The organism is Poseidonocella sedimentorum (assembly GCF_900116005.1).
Lineage (GTDB): Bacteria > Pseudomonadota > Alphaproteobacteria > Rhodobacterales > Rhodobacteraceae > Poseidonocella > Poseidonocella sedimentorum.
Window position 1 is genome coordinate 1 of record NZ_FOYI01000011.1, and the last position, 16,659, is coordinate 16,659.

General features: G+C 65.9%; 14 protein-coding genes. 5 read left to right on the forward strand and 9 right to left on the reverse strand.

Annotated elements, in window-relative coordinates:
- Nucleotides 1–328 (forward strand): IS5 family transposase (locus BM353_RS13465; RefSeq protein WP_143104169.1); only part of this gene is annotated, 328 nt, incomplete at its 5' end.
- Nucleotides 329–463: 135 nt separating this feature from the next.
- Here BM353_RS13465 and uvrB read toward each other — a convergent pair.
- Entirely contained in the window at nucleotides 464–2,659 is a 2,196-nt protein-coding gene (gene uvrB, locus BM353_RS13470) for an excinuclease ABC subunit UvrB (protein WP_092081761.1), read from the reverse strand.
- 148 nt (nucleotides 2,660–2,807) lie between these two features.
- On the opposite strand from uvrB, the gene BM353_RS13475 reads away from it, so the two are divergent.
- A complete protein-coding gene (locus tag BM353_RS13475; protein WP_092081763.1) occupies nucleotides 2,808–3,119 on the forward strand; it encodes an ETC complex I subunit in 312 nt (103 codons plus the stop codon).
- 68 nt (nucleotides 3,120–3,187) lie between these two features.
- Here the strand turns inward: BM353_RS13475 and BM353_RS13480 are convergent, their stop codons facing one another.
- The gene (locus BM353_RS13480; protein ID WP_245759655.1) at nucleotides 3,188–4,633 is read right to left on the reverse strand and encodes a 2-isopropylmalate synthase; all 1,446 of its coding nucleotides are present in this window, start codon (nucleotides 4,631–4,633) and stop codon (nucleotides 3,188–3,190) included.
- Between the two features lie 157 nt (nucleotides 4,634–4,790).
- On the opposite strand from BM353_RS13480, the gene BM353_RS13485 reads away from it, so the two are divergent.
- On the forward strand, nucleotides 4,791–6,449 hold the full coding sequence (locus tag BM353_RS13485) for an NAD+ synthase (RefSeq protein WP_092081765.1): 1,659 nt from the start codon (nucleotides 4,791–4,793) through the stop codon (nucleotides 6,447–6,449).
- A 20-nt stretch (nucleotides 6,450–6,469) separates the two neighbouring features.
- Here the strand turns inward: BM353_RS13485 and BM353_RS13490 are convergent, their stop codons facing one another.
- Both BM353_RS13490 and BM353_RS13495 read right to left on the reverse strand, forming a co-directional pair.
- Nucleotides 6,470–8,179 (reverse strand): methyl-accepting chemotaxis protein, encoded by a 1,710-nt coding sequence (locus BM353_RS13490; RefSeq protein WP_092081767.1) that lies wholly within the window; start codon nucleotides 8,177–8,179, stop codon nucleotides 6,470–6,472.
- Nucleotides 8,176–8,472, reverse strand: a complete 297-nt coding sequence (locus BM353_RS13495) for a hypothetical protein (RefSeq protein WP_092081769.1) — start codon at nucleotides 8,470–8,472, stop codon at nucleotides 8,176–8,178. Before BM353_RS13495 ends, BM353_RS13490 begins: the two co-directional genes overlap by 4 nt.
- Before the next feature lie 136 nt (nucleotides 8,473–8,608).
- Here BM353_RS13495 and gltX point away from each other — a divergent pair, with 136 nt between their 5' ends.
- A complete protein-coding gene (gene gltX / locus BM353_RS13500; protein WP_092081771.1) occupies nucleotides 8,609–9,934 on the forward strand; it encodes a glutamate--tRNA ligase in 1,326 nt (441 codons plus the stop codon).
- A gap of 22 nt (nucleotides 9,935–9,956) precedes the next feature.
- Here the strand turns inward: gltX and ptsP are convergent, their stop codons facing one another.
- The 5 genes from ptsP to BM353_RS13525 all read right to left on the reverse strand — a co-directional run bounded on the left by ptsP (nucleotide 9,957) and on the right by BM353_RS13525 (nucleotide 15,392).
- Complete coding sequence (gene ptsP, locus BM353_RS13505; RefSeq protein ID WP_092081773.1) at nucleotides 9,957–12,203, reverse strand: phosphoenolpyruvate--protein phosphotransferase; 2,247 nt, start codon at nucleotides 12,201–12,203, stop codon at nucleotides 9,957–9,959.
- 66 nt (nucleotides 12,204–12,269) lie between these two features.
- On the reverse strand, nucleotides 12,270–13,508 hold the full coding sequence (locus BM353_RS13510; protein WP_092081775.1) for an aspartate kinase: 1,239 nt from the start codon (nucleotides 13,506–13,508) through the stop codon (nucleotides 12,270–12,272).
- A gap of 415 nt (nucleotides 13,509–13,923) precedes the next feature.
- Nucleotides 13,924–14,385 (reverse strand): SgcJ/EcaC family oxidoreductase, encoded by a 462-nt coding sequence (locus BM353_RS13515; protein WP_092081777.1) that lies wholly within the window; start codon nucleotides 14,383–14,385, stop codon nucleotides 13,924–13,926.
- 9 nt (nucleotides 14,386–14,394) lie between these two features.
- Nucleotides 14,395–14,820 carry a DUF1178 family protein gene (locus BM353_RS13520; protein ID WP_092081779.1) on the reverse strand — a complete coding sequence of 142 codons (426 nt, stop codon included), beginning with the start codon at nucleotides 14,818–14,820 and terminating at the stop codon, nucleotides 14,395–14,397.
- 92 nt (nucleotides 14,821–14,912) lie between these two features.
- Nucleotides 14,913–15,392, reverse strand: coding sequence for an NUDIX hydrolase (locus BM353_RS13525; RefSeq protein WP_092081781.1), 480 nt, complete (start codon nucleotides 15,390–15,392; stop codon nucleotides 14,913–14,915).
- A 135-nt stretch (nucleotides 15,393–15,527) separates the two neighbouring features.
- Between BM353_RS13525 and BM353_RS13530 the strand changes: the two genes are divergently transcribed.
- Entirely contained in the window at nucleotides 15,528–16,658 is a 1,131-nt protein-coding gene (locus BM353_RS13530; protein ID WP_425439421.1) for an acetoin utilization protein AcuC, read from the forward strand.
- Nucleotide 16,659 lies beyond the last annotated feature (1 nt).

Here is a 16,659-nt window from a genome sequence, read left to right on the forward strand (position 1 = left end):
CGCTGGTCAGGTCAGCGACTACATCGGCGCGCGGGCACTGCTGAGCAGCCTGCCGAATGTAGACTGGCTGCTCGGAGACCGTGGCTATGACGCCGACTGGTTCAGAGACGCTTTGAAAGACAAAGGGATAAGGCCCTGCATCCCGGGTCGAAAGCAACGCAAGACGCCCGTGAAATACGATCAGCGTCGATACAAGCGACGCAACAGGATTGAGATCATGTTCGGCAGGCTCAAGGATTGGCGGCGCGTCGCAACCCGGTATGATCGCTGCCCCAAGGTCTTCCTCTCGGCCATCGCTCTCGCAGCAATCGTCATTTATTGGCTATGAGTCCTGACCCTAATCTCAAGAACTCTTTCACAATATCAGCTTTAATATCTTCAGGCGGTCGTAAAGCGTTGTTGTCCAGAATTATCTGGCAAACGCGTGGATCACGCGGCAGACTATTTTTCTTACGACGACGCTTCACCTCCCCCGCCTCTTATTCCCACCCCGCTGCCCGGCCCGGCCAGCCGTTGAGCGTCCGCGCCCCTTCGTGGCTTCGTCGCTCGCCTTTTCCACCGCTTGCTGCCGGGCGAGCGGGTCGTCCGCTACTGCCAGATCCACAGCCTCCAGCCGTTTGACCTCATCCCGCAACCGTGCGGCTTCTTCGAATTCGAGGTTCTCGGCGGCCTTGCGCATGTCCGCCCGGAGCCCCTCCAAGACGGCCTCAAGGTTCCCGCCGTGCAGCGGATTGTCGATCTTGGCGGTGACGCGGGACATGTCCGTGTCGCCCTTGTAGAGCCCGGCGAGGATATCCTCGACGTTCTTCTGGATCGTGGCCGGTGTGATGCCGTGAGCCTCGTTATAGGCGATCTGCTTTTCGCGGCGGCGGTCGGTTTCGGCCATGGCGCGCTCCATGGAGCCGGTGATGCGGTCGGCATACATGATGACGCGCCCTTCGGAGTTGCGCGCGGCGCGGCCGATGGTCTGGATCAGCGATGTCTCGGAGCGCAGGAAGCCTTCCTTGTCGGCATCGAGGATCGCGACGAGACCGCATTCGGGGATGTCGAGCCCTTCGCGCAGCAGGTTGATGCCCACGAGCACGTCGAACGCGCCGAGGCGCAGGTCGCGCAGGATCTCGATGCGTTCGATCGTGTCGATGTCCGAGTGCATGTAGCGGATCTTGATGCCCTGCTCGTGGAGGTATTCGGTCAGGTCCTCGGCCATGCGTTTGGTCAGGGTGGTGACGAGGGTGCGGAAGCCCTGCGCCGTCACCTTGCGGATCTCGTCGAGAACGTCGTCCACCTGTGTCTCCACGGGGCGGATTTCGACGAGGGGGTCGAGGAGGCCGGTGGGGCGGATGACCTGTTCGGTGAAGACGCCGCCGGTCTGTTCGAGTTCCCATGCCGCCGGGGTGGCGGAGACGAAGACCGATTGCGGGCGCATCGCGTCCCATTCCTCGAACTTGAGGGGACGGTTGTCCATGCAGGACGGCAGGCGGAAGCCGTGCTCGGCGAGGGTGAACTTGCGGCGGTAGTCGCCCTTGTACATCGCGCCGATCTGGGGGACCGAGACGTGGCTTTCATCGGCGAAGACGATGGCGTTGTCGGGGATGAATTCGAAGAGTGTGGGGGGCGGCTCGCCGGGCGCGCGGCCCGTCAGGTAGCGCGAGTAGTTCTCGATCCCGTTGCAGACGCCGGTGGCCTCCAGCATCTCGATGTCGAAATTGGTGCGCTGTTCAAGCCGTTGGGCCTCCAGCAGTTTCCCCTCGTTCACGAGCTGGTCGAGACGCTGGCGAAGCTCCTTCTTGATCGACACGACCGCCTGCTTCATCGTCGGCTTCGGCGTCACGTAGTGGGAGTTGGCATAGACGCGGATGCGGTCGAAATCGCCGGTCTTCTGGCCGGTGAGCGGATCGAACTCGGTGATCGCCTCCAACTCCTCGCCGAAGAAGGACAGCCGCCACGCGCGGTCCTCAAGGTGGGCGGGCCAGATTTCCAGCACGTCGCCGCGCACCCGGAAGGAGCCGCGCTGAAACCCGGCGTCGTTGCGGCGGTACTGCTGGGCGACGAGATCGGCGATGATCGCGCGCTGGTCATACTCCTTGCCGGCGAGCAGGTCCTGCGTCATGGCGCCATAGGTCTCGACCGAGCCGATGCCGTAGATGCAGGAGACGGAGGCCACGATGATCACGTCGTCGCGCTCCAGGAGCGCCCGGGTGGCCGAGTGGCGCATTCGGTCGATCTGCTCGTTGATCTGGCTTTCCTTCTCGATGAAGGTGTCGGAGCGGGGGACATAGGCCTCTGGCTGGTAGTAGTCGTAATAGGAGACGAAATACTCGACGGCGTTGTCGGGAAAGAACCCCTTGAACTCGCCATAAAGCTGGGCGGCGAGCGTCTTGTTGGGGGCGAGGATGATCGCCGGGCGCTGTGTCTCCTCGATGATCTTGGCCATGGTAAAGGTCTTGCCCGTGCCGGTCGCGCCGAGCAGGACCTGATCGCGCTCGCCCTCCTGAACGCCGGTCGCGAGCTCGGCGATGGCGGTGGGCTGGTCCCCGGCGGGCTCGAACTCGGTGGCCATGACGAAGGGTTTGCCGCCCTCGAGCTTGTCTCGTTGGCCGATTTCGGGCGCCGGGGCGCTCATCATCGGCATGGATTTGTCGGAATGCGTATAGGGCATGGGTGATTCCTTCCTGAGCCCCAGAGTTGGTCCGTTTTTGTTCTTCTTCAAGCCATGGCGGGGCAGAAGGCGGCCGAGGGTGGCTTCGGCGCTTGAACGAAGGCGATGGACGCGCGATACTCCGGGGGCTCAAGACAGGGACTGAACCATGCGCGCACGGATCTATCAACCCGCTCGGTCGGCCATGCAGTCCGGCATGGGCAAGACGCAAGATTGGGTCCTTGAATTCGCGCCGGCGGAGGCGCGGGATATCGACCCGCTGATGGGCTGGACCTCTTCGAAAGATATGCCGTCGCAGGTGCGGCTTCGGTTCCCGACCAAGGACGCGGCGCTGGACTACGCCGAGGCGCATGGGCTTGAGGTGCAGATCCAACCCCCGCACCCGCGCAAGCCCAATATCCGCCCCCAAGGGTATGGCGACAATTTCTCGACCACCCGGAAGACACCATGGACCCACTGAAGGGCTGGGCGCACCCCGGAAAATGATCAATCATTTTCCGGCACGTTTTCTGATTGATCAGAAAACGGTCAGTCGGTGAGGTTGGGCGCTGCCGCTCCGCCGCCGTGGAGAATTCCATTGTGCCAGATGCCGGACCGCACCTCGCCGCTGGCATAATACAAGGTGCCGGTGCCGTGACGCCGGCCGCTTTCGAACTGTCCTTCGTAGCGATCGCCGCTGGCATAGGTGGCCGTTCCCGTGCCGGTCATCTCGCCGTTCAGCCAGGCGCCGTCGTAGCGAAACCCGTTGGGGACCGTCATCGCACCGATTCCGTGGCGCTTGCCGTTGAGGAAGCTGCCGGCGTAGATCGTGCCGTCCTCATACCGCGCCGTGCCCTCGCCGGTGCGTCGGCCTTCGACCCAGGCGCCCTCGTATTCGAACCCGTTCGCAAAGCGCAGCACGCCGAACCCGTGGCTCTTGGCGTTGGCGAAATCGCCTTCGTAGCTTATGCCGTTGGCATATTCCGCCCGGCCCTTGCCCTCGATGACACCGTCAACCCAGTCTCCTTCGTAGGTGCTGCCGTCGGGGTAGCTTATCTTGCCGATGCCGTGGGCCTGTTCGTCCCTGAACTGGCCGGTGTATTGCGACCCGTCGGGGTAAGTCACCGTGCCGTGGCCGTTGATGCGCCCGGCGTCCCAGTTGCCGGTGTAGTGATAGCCGTCCGCGCCAGTGAGCGTTCCCGCGCCATGGCGGCGATCTTCCTTGAAGGTCCCTTCAAAGACATCCCCGTTGGCATAGGTCATCGTGCCCTCGCCGTTGCGCTCGCCGGCGGTGAACTGCCCGGTGTAGGTGTCGCCGTTGCTGTAGCGCAGGGTTCCGGTGCCCTCGATCTGTCCTGCGGCCCATTCGCCCTCGTACTGGAGCCCGTCCGGCTGCGTCAGCCTACCGGTGCCATCGGGGCTGCCTTCGGCGATCTCGCCGTCGTAGCTTTCGCCCGTCGGGTAGAGGATGCGCCCTTGGCCCGCCTGCATTCCGTCTTCCCAGCTGCCCTCGAACACATGCCCGTCCGCGTGTTCGAGCCGCCCTTCGCCGTGGTATTGGCCATCCCGAAACTCCCCCTCGTAGAAGGCGCCGTTGGGATAGCGCGCGAGGCCCGTCCCGGTGATATCGCCCTCTTGCCAGGTGCCCTCGTAGGTGCCGCCATCGGAGTATGTGATCTTGCCGGTCCCGTGGGGTTTGCCCCGCAGGAAGCTGCCGACATAGACCGCGCCGTCAGGATAGCGCGCTTCGCCCGTCCCGGTAATTTCGCCATCCAGCCAGTCGCCGGTGTATTCGAACCCGTTGGGAAGCCGGTAGCTTCCGCGCCCGTGCTGCAGGCCGTTGTCGTTGAACGTCCCCTCGTAGAGACCGCCATCGTCATATTGCTTGACCTGGGATCGGCCCGATTGGGCCTGGGCCGTTGCGGCGGAGCCGATGACCAGCGTCGTGGCGGCCGCGATGGCCAGCCCCTTGGCGGCGAAAAGAAAGCGCATCATGCTCACCTTTGTCGTCAGCGGGGCGGACCCCCGGCGTGTCGTGTCGCGGAAGACCGTAGTCTTTGGGGCGCGTTGCGGCAATCTCTTTTGAAACTTGGCCTTTCTCCTGAAGGCCAGTCTGGTAAAGAGCGGCGAAGACGCGAAAAGAGGATTGGTCATGGCCGACACATTCCGGCTGACGCTGGCGCAGTTGAACCCCGTCATGGGCGATATCGAGGGCAATGCGGCCCAGGCGCGGGCGGCGTGGGAAGACGCGCGCGCGGCCGGATCGCAGCTTGTGGCCCTGCCCGAGACGTTCATCCTCGGCTACAATCCGCAGGATCTCGTCGCCAAGCGGGCGGTGCAGATCAAGGTGGCGGAGGTTCTGGAGCGCCTCGCGGCGGACTGCGCGGAAGGGCCGGCGATGGCGATCGGCGGGCCCTATGTCGAGGGGGCCGAGCTCTTCAACGCCTACTGGATCCTAAAGGGCGGGCGCGTCATGACGCAGGTGCTCAAGCATCATCTGCCCAATGAGACCGTGTTCGACGAGGTGCGGATCTACGACTCCGGGCCCATCGGCGGGCCCTATAGCGTGGGCGGGGTCCGTGTGGGCAGCCCGATCTGCGAGGACGCCTGGTTTCCGGATGTGGCCGAAACGCTGGAGGAAACCGGGGCGGAGTTCCTGCTCATCCCCAACGGCTCGCCCTACTACCGCGACAAGCAGGACGTGCGCCGCAGCCATATGGTCAGCCGGGTGATCGAGACGGGCCTGCCGCTCTTCTACCTCAACATGGTGGGCGGGCAGGACGATCAGGTGTTCGACGGGGGCAGCTTCGCGCTCAATCCCGGCGGGGAACTGGCGCTGCAACTGCCGGTGTTCGAGCCGGGGATCGTGCACGTGGACCTCGCGCGCGGGCCGGACGGCTGGCGGATCGAGCCGGGGCCGATCGCGATCCATCCCGACACGCTGGAGCAGGATTACCACGCGATGACGCTCGCGCTGCGGGATTACCTGCGCAAATGCGGGTTCCAGAAGGTGCTGCTGGGGCTTTCCGGCGGGGTCGACAGCGCGCTCGTGGCGGCCATCGCCTGCGATGCGCTGGGGGCGGAGAACGTGCGCTGCGTGATGATGCCGTCGGAATACACCTCGGAGGCCTCGCTCGGTGATGCGCGGGCCGCGGTGGAGGCGCTGGGATGCCGCTATGACGTGATGGCGATTTCGGACATCCGCGGGGCTGTGACCGATACGCTCGCGCCGCTGTTCGAGGGGCGCGAGTCCGACCTGACCGAAGAGAACATCCAGTCGCGCATTCGCGGGCTGCTGCTGATGGCGCTCTCCAACAAGTTCGGCGAGATGCTGCTGACCACCGGCAACAAGTCGGAAGTCGCGGTCGGCTATGCGACGATCTATGGCGACATGGCGGGCGGCTACAACCCGATCAAGGATCTCTACAAGACCCGCGTCTTCGAGATCTGCCGTTGGCGCAATGCGCATCACCGGGGCTGGATGAAGGGGCCGGAGGGCGAGGTCATCCCCACTGCGATCATCGACAAGCCGCCCTCGGCGGAGCTCCGGCCTGATCAGAAGGACAGCGACAGCCTGCCGGACTATCCGATCCTCGACGGGATCCTCGCGCTGCTGGTGGATGCGGATGCCTCGGTCGCCGATTGCGTCGCGGCGGGCTATGATCGCGAGACGGTCAAGCGGGTCGAGCACTTGCTCTATATCAGCGAATACAAGCGGTTCCAGAGCGCGCCGGGCACACGGCTCAGCAAGCGCGCCTTCTGGCTGGATCGGCGCTATCCGATTGCCAACCGGTGGCGCGACGACAGCTGAGCCGGCCGTAACCGGCGGGCTCAGCCCGCTCGGCGCTGTCCGCTGCCTTTGGGGTCGCCGGTGCTGAATTGCGAGACGATCGAGCGCAGGTTCAGCATGTCGTTGCTGACCGAGCTGCTGGCGGCGGAGGTCTCTTCGAACCGGGCGACGATTGTCCGCGTCGCGGCTTCGATCTGGCCGATTCGATCGTTGATCTCACCGATGCCGCCCGACTCGTCGGCGAGGGATTGGGCGATGCCGGAGATGTCGTTGGAGATGTCTTCCACGTCCGAAACGATGCCTTCCAGCGCGGTGCCGGTCTTCTCGACCCGCTCCACACCCGCGCTCACCTGAGAGGCGCTGAGCGAGATCAACTCACCGATTTCGCGCGCGGCGTCCGAAGAGCGCTGCGCCAGTTCGCGCACTTCGGAGGCGACCACGGCAAAGCCCCGCCCGGCATCGCCCGCCCGCGCCGCTTCGACACCTGCGTTGAGCGCGAGAAGGTTGGTCTGGAACGAGATGTCGTCGATGACCGAGGTGATGCGCGAGATTTTCTCGGAGCTGTCCGCGATCCCCTTCATCGCCTCGATGGCCGAGGCCACAATATCGCCGCCCTCATGGGCATTGGTGCGCGTCTTGGACACCTTGTCGCAAGCGGTGTTGGCGCGGCCTGTGGCACTGCTTACGCTGCTGGTGATTTGCGCCAGTGCGCTCGATGTCTGTTCGAGGTGCTGGGACTGGATCTCGGTCTGATGCGACAGAGAATTGGCGGCCTCGCTGATACTCTGGACCTCCTCCTGCACCGAGAAGGTATGGCGCATCACATCCGAAACGGTGGCGCGCAGACCTTCGAGCGCGCTGTTGAAATGGTGGCGGAGCTCTTCGTATTCGGCGGGGAAGCTCTCGTCGATCCGCACATCGAGATGCCCGTCGGCGAGGCGGCTGAGCCCTGCGCGCAGCGCTTCGGTCACGCGTTTCTGTTCGTCCGCGGTGCGGGCCATGCGGCGGGCCTCCTCGGCCTCCTGCGCCTGAGCGGCGGCCTGAAGCTCGAGGCTCCGGCGCTGCTCTTCCTCGGCGCGGGTCTGGGCCGCGGTCATGTCATCAAGCGCGGTCTGGGCCGCGACCTTGGCGCGCAGCGCTTCGGCCTGGGCGGTCTCGGCGTCCTGCATGCCCTCTTCGGCCTTGGCCGTCAGGCGCCCGGCCTCCTCCAGTTGCTGTTCGTTCTCGGCGCTGAGTTTCAGGCGGGAGTGGACGGATTGGATCAGCGCGAGCACCTCGAAGGCGACGACGGCGCCGTGAAACAGCGTCCGGCCGATGTTGCCCAGAAGCAGCCCGTCCGGGTAAATGAGCGCGGGAAGCAGGACCGTCAGGCTCAGGTGGTGCACGACCACCACGGCGGCGGCCACGAGGATCGCGCGGATATCGGCCATGGAGACCAGGGCCGCGAGGGCGGCGAAATAGACCATGTGGCTGTCGAGTTGCCAGGGGTGCCCGGAGAAGGCCGACGTCAGGACCATGACCTGCGCGAGGAAGAAGACGGCAAGGACCATGCGCCCGTTCGCGCCCCCGATCCGGCCCGACGAGAGGCCCGCGACGGCGCAGAGCAGCGAGGCCACGAGAATGACCACAGCGTTTACCCCGGTGAAGAGCGCGGCCCCGGTGTTGAGGGCGACGAAGGCGAACCCGGCGATGCGCAGGATGCCAGCGGCGCGCTCCTGTGCGATCTCAAGTTTCGAGGCTGGTGCTGTCATAAGGTAATTCCACAGAGTTGAGCAAAGAACGCGGCCGGAAGGACCGCCCAGGCACCGGCTCCGGACAGCTTGCGGAGAAACTCCGCATCGCCATCCCCGGCTGCAGCAAGCACCGCAGGGGCGGGCGCGATCACGCGGCCACCAGCGGCTTCGATGACGCTTTCAGCGTCTTTCCAGGGGGGCGTCACGACGACGACCGGCCCGGTATCGGGCAGCGGCGCGGCGGCGATTGCCAGAACCGGCCCGAGCATGACCGCGCCGATCAGTGCGAAGACCGAGAAACTTTTTGACACCAGACGACTCACCACTGCGATTTGATGAGACGATAGTGCGGGCGGTTTACCGAACCCTTAATCGCCGCCAGCGCCGGGGAAAGCTGGACAAAACCGGGGCGCTGTGAAAAGGCACTGCCGAGTTAGGAGATCCCGAATGACCGTCACGCGTTTTGCCCCCTCGCCCACAGGGTACATCCATGTCGGCAACCTGCGCACCGCGCTGTTCAACCATCTGATCGCGCGCAAGGCGGGCGGCCAGTTCATCCTGCGCATTGATGACACCGATCAGGAGCGCTCGCGCGAAGAGTATGTCGACGCGATCAAGGAGGATCTGGAGTGGCTCGGGATCACCTGGGATCGGGTCGAGCGGCAGTCCGAGCGGATGGAGCGCTACCTCGCGGCGGCGGACAAGCTGCGCGAGATCGGGCGGTTCTACGAGGGGTTCGAGACGCCGACGGAGCTTGACCTGAAGCGCAAGAAACAGCTCAACATGGGCAAGCCCCCGGTCTATGACCGCGCGGCGCTGGCGCTCTCGGACGAGGAAAAAGCGGCGCTGCGGGCCGAGCGGGGCGACGGGTTCTGGCGCTTCAAGCTCGATCACGAGCGCATCGAATGGGCCGACGGGATCCTTGGGGATATTTCCATCGATGCGGCGTCGGTCTCCGATCCGGTGCTGATCCGCGCCGATGGCCAGATGCTCTACACGTTGGCCTCCGTGGTCGATGACATCGAGATGGGCGTGACCCATGTGGTGCGCGGCTCCGACCACGTGACCAACACCGCGACCCAGATCCAGATCATCGAGGCGCTCGGCGGCACGGCCCCGAGTTTCGCGCATCACTCGCTGCTGACCGGCCCGCAAGGCGAGGCGCTTTCGAAACGGCTCGGGACGCTCTCTCTGCGCGATCTGCGCGCGCGGGGGGTCGAGCCGATGGCGCTGGTGAGCCTGATGGCGCGGCTGGGCTCCAGCCAGCCGGTCGAGCTTTTCGGCTCCATCGATGAGCTGGTCGAGGGGTTCGACCTGAGCCATTTCGGCGCGGCGCCGACGAAATTCGACGAGGCCGATCTCTTTCCGCTGACCGCGAACGTGCTGCAGAAGACGCCGTTCTCCGAGGTTTCGGACGAAATCGCCGCGCTTGGTGTGCCGGAGGCGCAGGCCGAGCGGTTCTGGATCGTCATGCGCGACAATATCGAAACGCGGCTGGAGCTTGGCGACTGGTGGGCGCTCTGCCGCGACGGGGCCGAGCCGTTGATCGAGGATGAGGACCGGGAGTTCGTCGCCGAGGCGCTGGCGATGCTGCCCGACGGGCCCTATGACGCGCAGAGCTGGAGCAGCTGGACCACGGCGGTCAAATCCGCAACCGGCCGCAAGGGGCGGGGCCTCTTCATGCCGCTGCGCAAGGCGCTTACGGGGCGCGCATCGGGGCCCGACATGGGCCAACTCATGCCGCTCCTTCAGGTGATCCGCGCCAAGGCGTGAGCCGACCCGGCGCCTGCGGCCCTCAGCTTCCCTCTTCCGCCAGCCAGCGCATCAGCGCGGGCCGCACGCTTTGATCGCCGCGGTGGCGGGCGTCGTGGATCTGTTTGCGGACCTGGCCGAGATCGCTGCGCATGAGCAGGGATTTGACCGGTCCGATCGAGGCCGGGCGCATCGACAGAGACCGCAAGCCCATCGCCGCAAGGCAAAGCGCCTCGATCGGCCGGCCCGCATCCTCACCGCAGAAACTCAGCGGTGTGCCGGCGATGTTGCAGCGCTCCACGATGCGCTCGATGAAGCTCAGGAACGAGACGTTGAGCGTGTCGTACCGGCGGCGGACCAGTTCGTTTTCGCGGTCGGCTGCAAAGAAAAACTGCTTGAGATCGTTGCCGCCGATGGAGATGAAATCCACCTCCTCGAAGAATTTCATCGGCGCGTAGGCGAGCGACGGTGTCTCCAGCATCGCCCCCACTTCGAGCTTTTCGGGCAGGGTGTGGCCCAGCCGCTCCTCGCGCGCGAGCGCCTTGTCGACCTCGGCCCGCGCGGCGCGATACTCGTCATATTGCGCCACGAAGGGGAACATGATGCTCAGCTCCCGCCCGCAAGCCGCGCGGATGAGCGCCTGTAGCTGCATCCGCATCACGCCGGGTTTGTCGAGCCCGACCCGGATCGCGCGCCAGCCGAGCGCGGGATTGGGCTCGTCGATCTTCTTCATGTAGGGCAGGACCTTGTCCGACCCGATGTCGAGCGTGCGAAAGACGACCGGTTTGCCCTGGGCGCTGTCGAGCACGCGGGCATAAAGCGCCGAAAGCTCGCCACGGCGGGGCATCTGGCTGCGGACGAGGAATTGCAGCTCGGTCCGGAAGAGGCCAACCCCTTCGGCGCCGGAGCCTTCGAGCGAGGGAAGATCGGCCATCAGGCCGGCGTTCATGAACAGGTTCACCCGCGCGCCGCATTTGGACACGCAGTCGACTTCGCGGATCGAGGCATAGCGCTCCTGGGCCTCGGCCTGCATCGCCATTTTGTCACGGAAGGCGGAGGCGACGGTTTCGTCGGGGCGCAGGTGGACGACGCCCTGATCGCCGTCGACCATGATCTGATCGCCGTTGAGCGCCTCTGTGGTGATGCGGCCGGCGTGGATCACCAGCGGAATCGCCAGCGCGCGGGCGACGATCGCCGCGTGGCTGCCGACGCTGCCTTCCTCCAGCACGATCGCCTTGAGCGAGCGCCCGTAATCCAGAAGCTCGGCGGGCCCGATATTGCGCGCGATGAGGACCGGATCGGCCGGGATTTCGGCCCCGGTCTCGCGGCCCTGGCCGGTGAGGATGCGCAGCAGACGGTTGGAGAGATCATCGAGATCGTAGAGCCGCTCGCGCAAATAGGGATCCGTCGCCCGGGCCATGCGCGCGCGCGCGGTGGATTGCTCCTTTTCGACGGCGGCTTCGGCGGAGAGACCGTTGGCAATGTCCTCCTCCATCCGGCGCATCCAGCCCTTGGAGTTGGCGAACATACGGTAGGTCTCGAGGACCTTGAGCTGCTCGCCATCACCGTCCTGCGCGCCTTCGAGCATCTGATCGACGCTCACCCGGAGCGTATCGACCGCCTCGGACAGCCGGGCCAGCTCGCCCACCGGATCGTCTGAGATGAGGTTGGTCACGACGACGCGCGGCTCATGCAGCCAGACATGCCCCTCGGCCGAGCCCTCCTGACCCACCGTGCCGCGAATAAGGACGGGCTCCTGATGACGCGCACGCAGGGCTGCCCCTTCGCCGACAAAAGCGCCAAGTTCGGCCATTTCGGCCAGAACCATCGCCACCACTTCGAGCGCGTAGACCTCGTCGGAGGAGTATTCCCGCGCCGCCTTGGACTGGACGACGAGCACGCCGAGCGTCTCCCCCAGCCGCTGGATCGGCAGGCCGAGGAAGCTCGAATAGATCTCCTCGCCGGTCTCCGGCATGTACCGAAACCCGCGCTCCATCGGGGCGTCGGGCGTGTTGATGATCTTGGAATTGGCGGCAACCCGGCCCACGAGCCCCTCGCCGAGGCGCATCCGCGTCTGGTGCACGGCCTCGGCCTTGAGCCCTTCGGTGGCGCACAGCTCAAGCGTCTCGGTGTCGCGAAAAAGATAGATCGAGCAGACTTCCGTGCCCATGGAATCGGCGATCAGCGCGGTGATGCGATCGAGCCGCTCCTGCCCCGCGGTGCGATCGGCCATGACATCGCGCAGCCGCCCAAGCAGCTTCCGGCTATCCGATTCGCGACTATCCGCCATCTGCCTCTCGCCTGCCCCCCGGTCCTCGGACCGCCCCGCGCGGCGTCCCCCGATCAGGTTCCGGGATCAGGCCGCTTTTTCCAACTCGAAGGCATCATGCAGGGCCTGCACCGCGAGTTCCATGTATTTCCGGTCGATCAGAACGGAAATCTTTATCTCGGAAGTTGTGATGACCTTGATGTTGACCCCCTCGCGCGCGAGGACCTCGAACATCTTGGCCGCAACGCCGGTGTGGCTGCGCATCCCGATGCCCACGACCGAGACCTTGGCGACGCCGGTGTCGGCGATGAGTTCATGGAAATTGATGCCGCCCGCGTCCTTGGCCTCATTGAGCGCCTGTTCGGCCCGCGCCACCTGGTTGGTGGGGCAGGAGAAGGTCATGTCGGTGCGGCCGTCCTCGGAGATATTCTGGACGATCATGTCCACCTGGATCCCCGCTTCCGACAGCGGCGAGAAGATCGCCGAGGCGATGCCGGGCCGGTCGGCCACGCTCACCAGCGTCATTTTGGCTTCGTCGCGCGAATAGGCGACGCCGGATACCACATTGAGTTCCATGATTTCCTCCTCATCGCAGACGAGCGTGCCGGCTTCGTCGGATGGTTCCTCGAAACTTGAAAGCACCCGCAGGCGCACCTTGTAGCGCATCGCGAGCTCGACCGAGCGGGTCTGGAGCACCTTGGCCCCGAGCGAGGCGAGCTCCAGCATCTCCTCGAAGGCGATCTTGTCGAGCTTGCGCGCCTTCTCGCAGATCCGCGGGTCGGTGGTATAAACCCCGTCCACATCCGTATAAATGTCGCAACGCTCGGCCCCGAAAGCGGCGGCGAAGGCCACGGCGGTGGTGTCCGAGCCGCCCCGGCCCAGCGTGGTGATCCGGCCCTCGGCGCTGATCCCCTGAAAGCCCGCCACGACAGCGACTTTCATCCCCTCGCCGAATTTCTGCAAGATGTTCTCGTTCGGGATCTCGACGATCCGCGCGGCCGAATGCGCCGAGGTGGTCTTGAGCGGCACCTGCCAGCCTTGCCAGCTGCGCGCGGGCACGTCCATTTCCTGCAAGGTGAGCGCCATGAGCCCGGCCGTGACGTTTTCGCCCGAGGAGACGACGGCATCGTATTCGCGCGCATCGAAAAGCGGCGATGTTTCCTCGACAAAGCCCACGAGCTTGTTGGTCTCGCCCGACATGGCCGAGACGATGACGATGACGTCATAGCCCTTGGCCACCTCAACGCCGACCCGTTTGGCGGCGCGGCGGATCCGGTCGAGCGTGGCGACGGAGGTACCGCCGAATTTCATCACGAGAATGGGCATGGTCTTGTCCCGCTGCGGAAAGCTGCGCGCGCGGGTTTAGTCGCCGCGCGCCAAAAGGGCAAGGCAGCATCGCCCTCAAGGCCGATTGCGCCCGCCGGATCGCCGGGCAAACTGCGCCCAAGCCACGGGCTCGCCGCCTCCCGGCCGATATTCTTACCCGTGGCCCCCCGGATGAACCTTCGCTTGCCCGCAGCTCTGCTCATCTGTCTTGCCTGCGTGACATCCCGCGCCGCTCAGCCCGCACTTTCGCCACAAGATCACGCCCGTCCGGGGCTGGGGCCACCGGAATTTCCCGACACATATCTCTCTTCGGCACGCCACATCCGTTCGCCGCGCACGGACCTGTGGGCCGGTGCCTCTTCGCTCTGCTGGCGCTTTGCGCGCAGGCTCAGGCCGCGCAGTTTTCGAGCGCGGATCAGGAGGAGCGCGACGCGCGGTAATCCTCGGGCCGCAGCGCGCGCCCGTCGTTGAGATAGGTCTCCGCGCCGGGCTGCACATCGGTGTTTTGCGCCATGACGCAGTGCCAGCCTTCGCCCGCGCGCGCCATCACGAAGCTCAGCACGGTCTTGCGCGGGCCCGCGAGGGCGCCATCCGGCGCGGTCTGGCCGGTCAGGGTGAAGCGCGCCTGAACAATCGCCGCGTCCGGCCCGAGCGGGCGGGTGCGGATCGCGCCGGGGGTCAGGGTGCTTTGCGCGAAAGAGGTGGTGAGGCCGATGTGATGCGCGCGCTCGATCGCGCCCCGATCATGCCACCAGAGCCCGACCACGTTCACGAACTCCGCATCCTCGGCGAACAGCGCCGCCAGCGCCCGCGCATCCCGCCCCATCCAGGCCCGCGCAAAGGCATCGGGCATCTCCTCGGGGGCGGCGAGCGGCATGGCGCGGCCTCAGTGGGTCTTGCGCGGCGGCACGAAGGGCAGGGGCGCGATCGGCACGCCATCCTCGACCAGACGTTTCGCGTCTTCGAGCCGGGCTTCGCCATGGATCGCGCGCTGCTCGGCGGCGCCGTCATGCATCGCGCGGGCCTCATCGGCGAAGCGCGTGCCGACATATTCACTGCTCTCGGCGAGTTTGCGGCGCATCTCTGCCAAGGCCGCCTCGGCCGGGTTGGCTGGGGTGGAGAGCGCCGCATCGGGCGCCTTGGACCGGGGCGCGGCGACGCGCGGCGCCATGAGCGATTTCTCGACCTCCGAGCTGCCGCACACGGCACAGGCCACATGCCCCGCGGATTTCAGCGTCTCGAAGGCATCGGACGACTGAAACCAGCTCTCGAAGCTGTGCCCGTGCTGACATTTCAACGCGTAGTGAATCATGGCCCATCACTTGGCTGGAAGCCCTTATGACATAACCATTGTCGGAACGGGATCAAGGCGGGATCACGCCGCGCCAGCGGGCCGGGCGCGGCTCAGCGGGCGGGAAATACCGCCGGATCGAAGTCGCGGATGATCTGGGCCATGCCCGCGTCATCGACCTTCCTGGCGGCCTTCTCGCGGCCCAGCCACTTGCGCTTGCGCTCGGGCCGTTCGGGCCAATCCTTGGAGAGCCGCGTCACGCGGATCGGGAACACCATCACGAGGCAATTGAGGTTGGTCTTCTTGTCGAGCCGCTTGAAGTAGTTGAACATGCCGATGCAGCTTTCGTGGGCCGTCCCGTTGACCCCGGCTTCCTCATAGGCCTCGATCAGCGCGCTCTGCGAGGGGGTCATCCCGTCCATGGGCCAGCCCTTGGGCACGATCCAGCGCCGGGTCTCGCGGCTGGTGATCAGGAGGAACTTCAGCTCGCCATGTTCGAACCGGTAGGGCAGGGCCGCAAACTGCACGCGCATCTCCCGCTTGCGACCCCGGCGGAGCGCCATCGGCAATTCGGACGTGCGGTGAAACGACATGGACAAGGACCTCGGTAACCTTACGCTGGGGACAGATATAGCGTGTAGATCAAGGAAGTGTAACAATCCAATGTGGAATGTCGAGCGAGTGCGACATAAAATTGCGTGGCCGAGGCGCCGGAATGCGGCATGGAGATGAGCGGCGGGAGCCCGCGTTTCGTGGGCTCCGAGATCTATCGCGGGTCGAGCTATGGCGCGTGGCATCCTCTCGCGGTGCCGCGGGTGTCGACGGTGATGGATCTGGTGCGGGCGATGGGCTGGCTCGCGCCGGGGCAGTACCGGATCAGCCCGCGGGCCAAGCCCGCCGCGCTGGAGCTGTTTCACACGCCGGAGTATCTCGCCGCGCTGATGGCCGCAGAGCGGGACGGGCAGGTCTCGGAGGCGGTGCGGGCGCGCCACGGGCTCGGTACGGTGGCCAACCCGGTCTTTCCCGAGATCTTCCGCCGCCCGGCCACCGGGGCGGGGGCGGTCATGCTCGCCGCCGATGCGCTCGGCAAGGGGCCGGGTCTCTGGCACGTGCCCGGCGGCGGCACGCATCACGGGATGCCGGACCGGGCCAACGGGTTTTGCTATCTCAACGATCCGGTGATCGCGCTTCTGAGCCTGCGGCGCGCGGGGCTGCGGCGATTGGCGTACATCGATATCGACGCCCATCATCCCGATGGTGTCGAGGCCGCATTGCGGGATGATCCCGATGTGCTGCAGCTCTCGGTCCATGAGGTGGATCGCTGGCCGCGCACCGGCGCGCTGGAGGAGGCTGGCCGGGGGCAGGTCTTCAACCTGCCGGTGCCCCGCGGGTTTCACGATGACGACATGGCGCTGGTGCGCGAGCGGCTGATCCTGCCGGCGCTGGAGCGGTTCCGGCCCGAGGCGGTGGTGCTGCAATGCGGGGCGGATGCGGTGGCCGAGGATCCCCTCTCGCGGCTCTCGCTGTCCAACACCTCCCACTGGCGCATCGTGGCCGCGCTCAAGGCGCAGACGGATCGGCTGCTCGTGCTCGGCGGGGGCGGCTACAATCCCTGGACGGTCGGGCGGCTCTGGGCCGGGGTCTGGGCCGTGCTCAACGATCTGCCGGTGCCCGAAGAGTTGCCCGCTCCGGCGCAGGCGGTGTTGCGGGATCTGCGCTGGACCGGCAAGCGCGCCGGTCGCGCGCCGGAGCCGCACTGGATCACCCAACTGCGGGATGCGCCGCGCCACGGGGCTATCAGTGATGTGGTGCGCGCGCGGCTGCGCCCGCTTGAGGATCGGCTCGCGGCCTGGCGCTGAG

Excerpts from the sequence above, each read along its gene's own strand:
- uvrB (WP_092081761.1), bottom strand. The coding sequence starts at position 2,659 with ATGCCCTATACGCATTCCGACAAATCCATGCCGATGATGAGCGCCCCG.
- BM353_RS13475 (WP_092081763.1), top strand. The coding sequence starts at position 2,808 with ATGCGCGCACGGATCTATCAACCCGCTCGGTCGGCCATGCAGTCCGGC.
- BM353_RS13480 (WP_245759655.1), bottom strand. The coding sequence starts at position 4,633 with ATGATGCGCTTTCTTTTCGCCGCCAAGGGGCTGGCCATCGCGGCCGCC.
- BM353_RS13485 (WP_092081765.1), top strand. The coding sequence starts at position 4,791 with ATGGCCGACACATTCCGGCTGACGCTGGCGCAGTTGAACCCCGTCATG.
- BM353_RS13490 (WP_092081767.1), bottom strand. The coding sequence starts at position 8,179 with ATGACAGCACCAGCCTCGAAACTTGAGATCGCACAGGAGCGCGCCGCT.
- gltX (WP_092081771.1), top strand. The coding sequence starts at position 8,609 with ATGACCGTCACGCGTTTTGCCCCCTCGCCCACAGGGTACATCCATGTC.
- ptsP (WP_092081773.1), bottom strand. The coding sequence starts at position 12,203 with ATGGCGGATAGTCGCGAATCGGATAGCCGGAAGCTGCTTGGGCGGCTG.
- BM353_RS13510 (WP_092081775.1), bottom strand. The coding sequence starts at position 13,508 with ATGCCCATTCTCGTGATGAAATTCGGCGGTACCTCCGTCGCCACGCTC.
- BM353_RS13515 (WP_092081777.1), bottom strand. The coding sequence starts at position 14,385 with ATGCCGCTCGCCGCCCCCGAGGAGATGCCCGATGCCTTTGCGCGGGCC.
- BM353_RS13520 (WP_092081779.1), bottom strand. The coding sequence starts at position 14,820 with ATGATTCACTACGCGTTGAAATGTCAGCACGGGCACAGCTTCGAGAGC.
- BM353_RS13525 (WP_092081781.1), bottom strand. The coding sequence starts at position 15,392 with ATGTCGTTTCACCGCACGTCCGAATTGCCGATGGCGCTCCGCCGGGGT.
- BM353_RS13530 (WP_425439421.1), top strand. The coding sequence starts at position 15,528 with ATGAGCGGCGGGAGCCCGCGTTTCGTGGGCTCCGAGATCTATCGCGGG.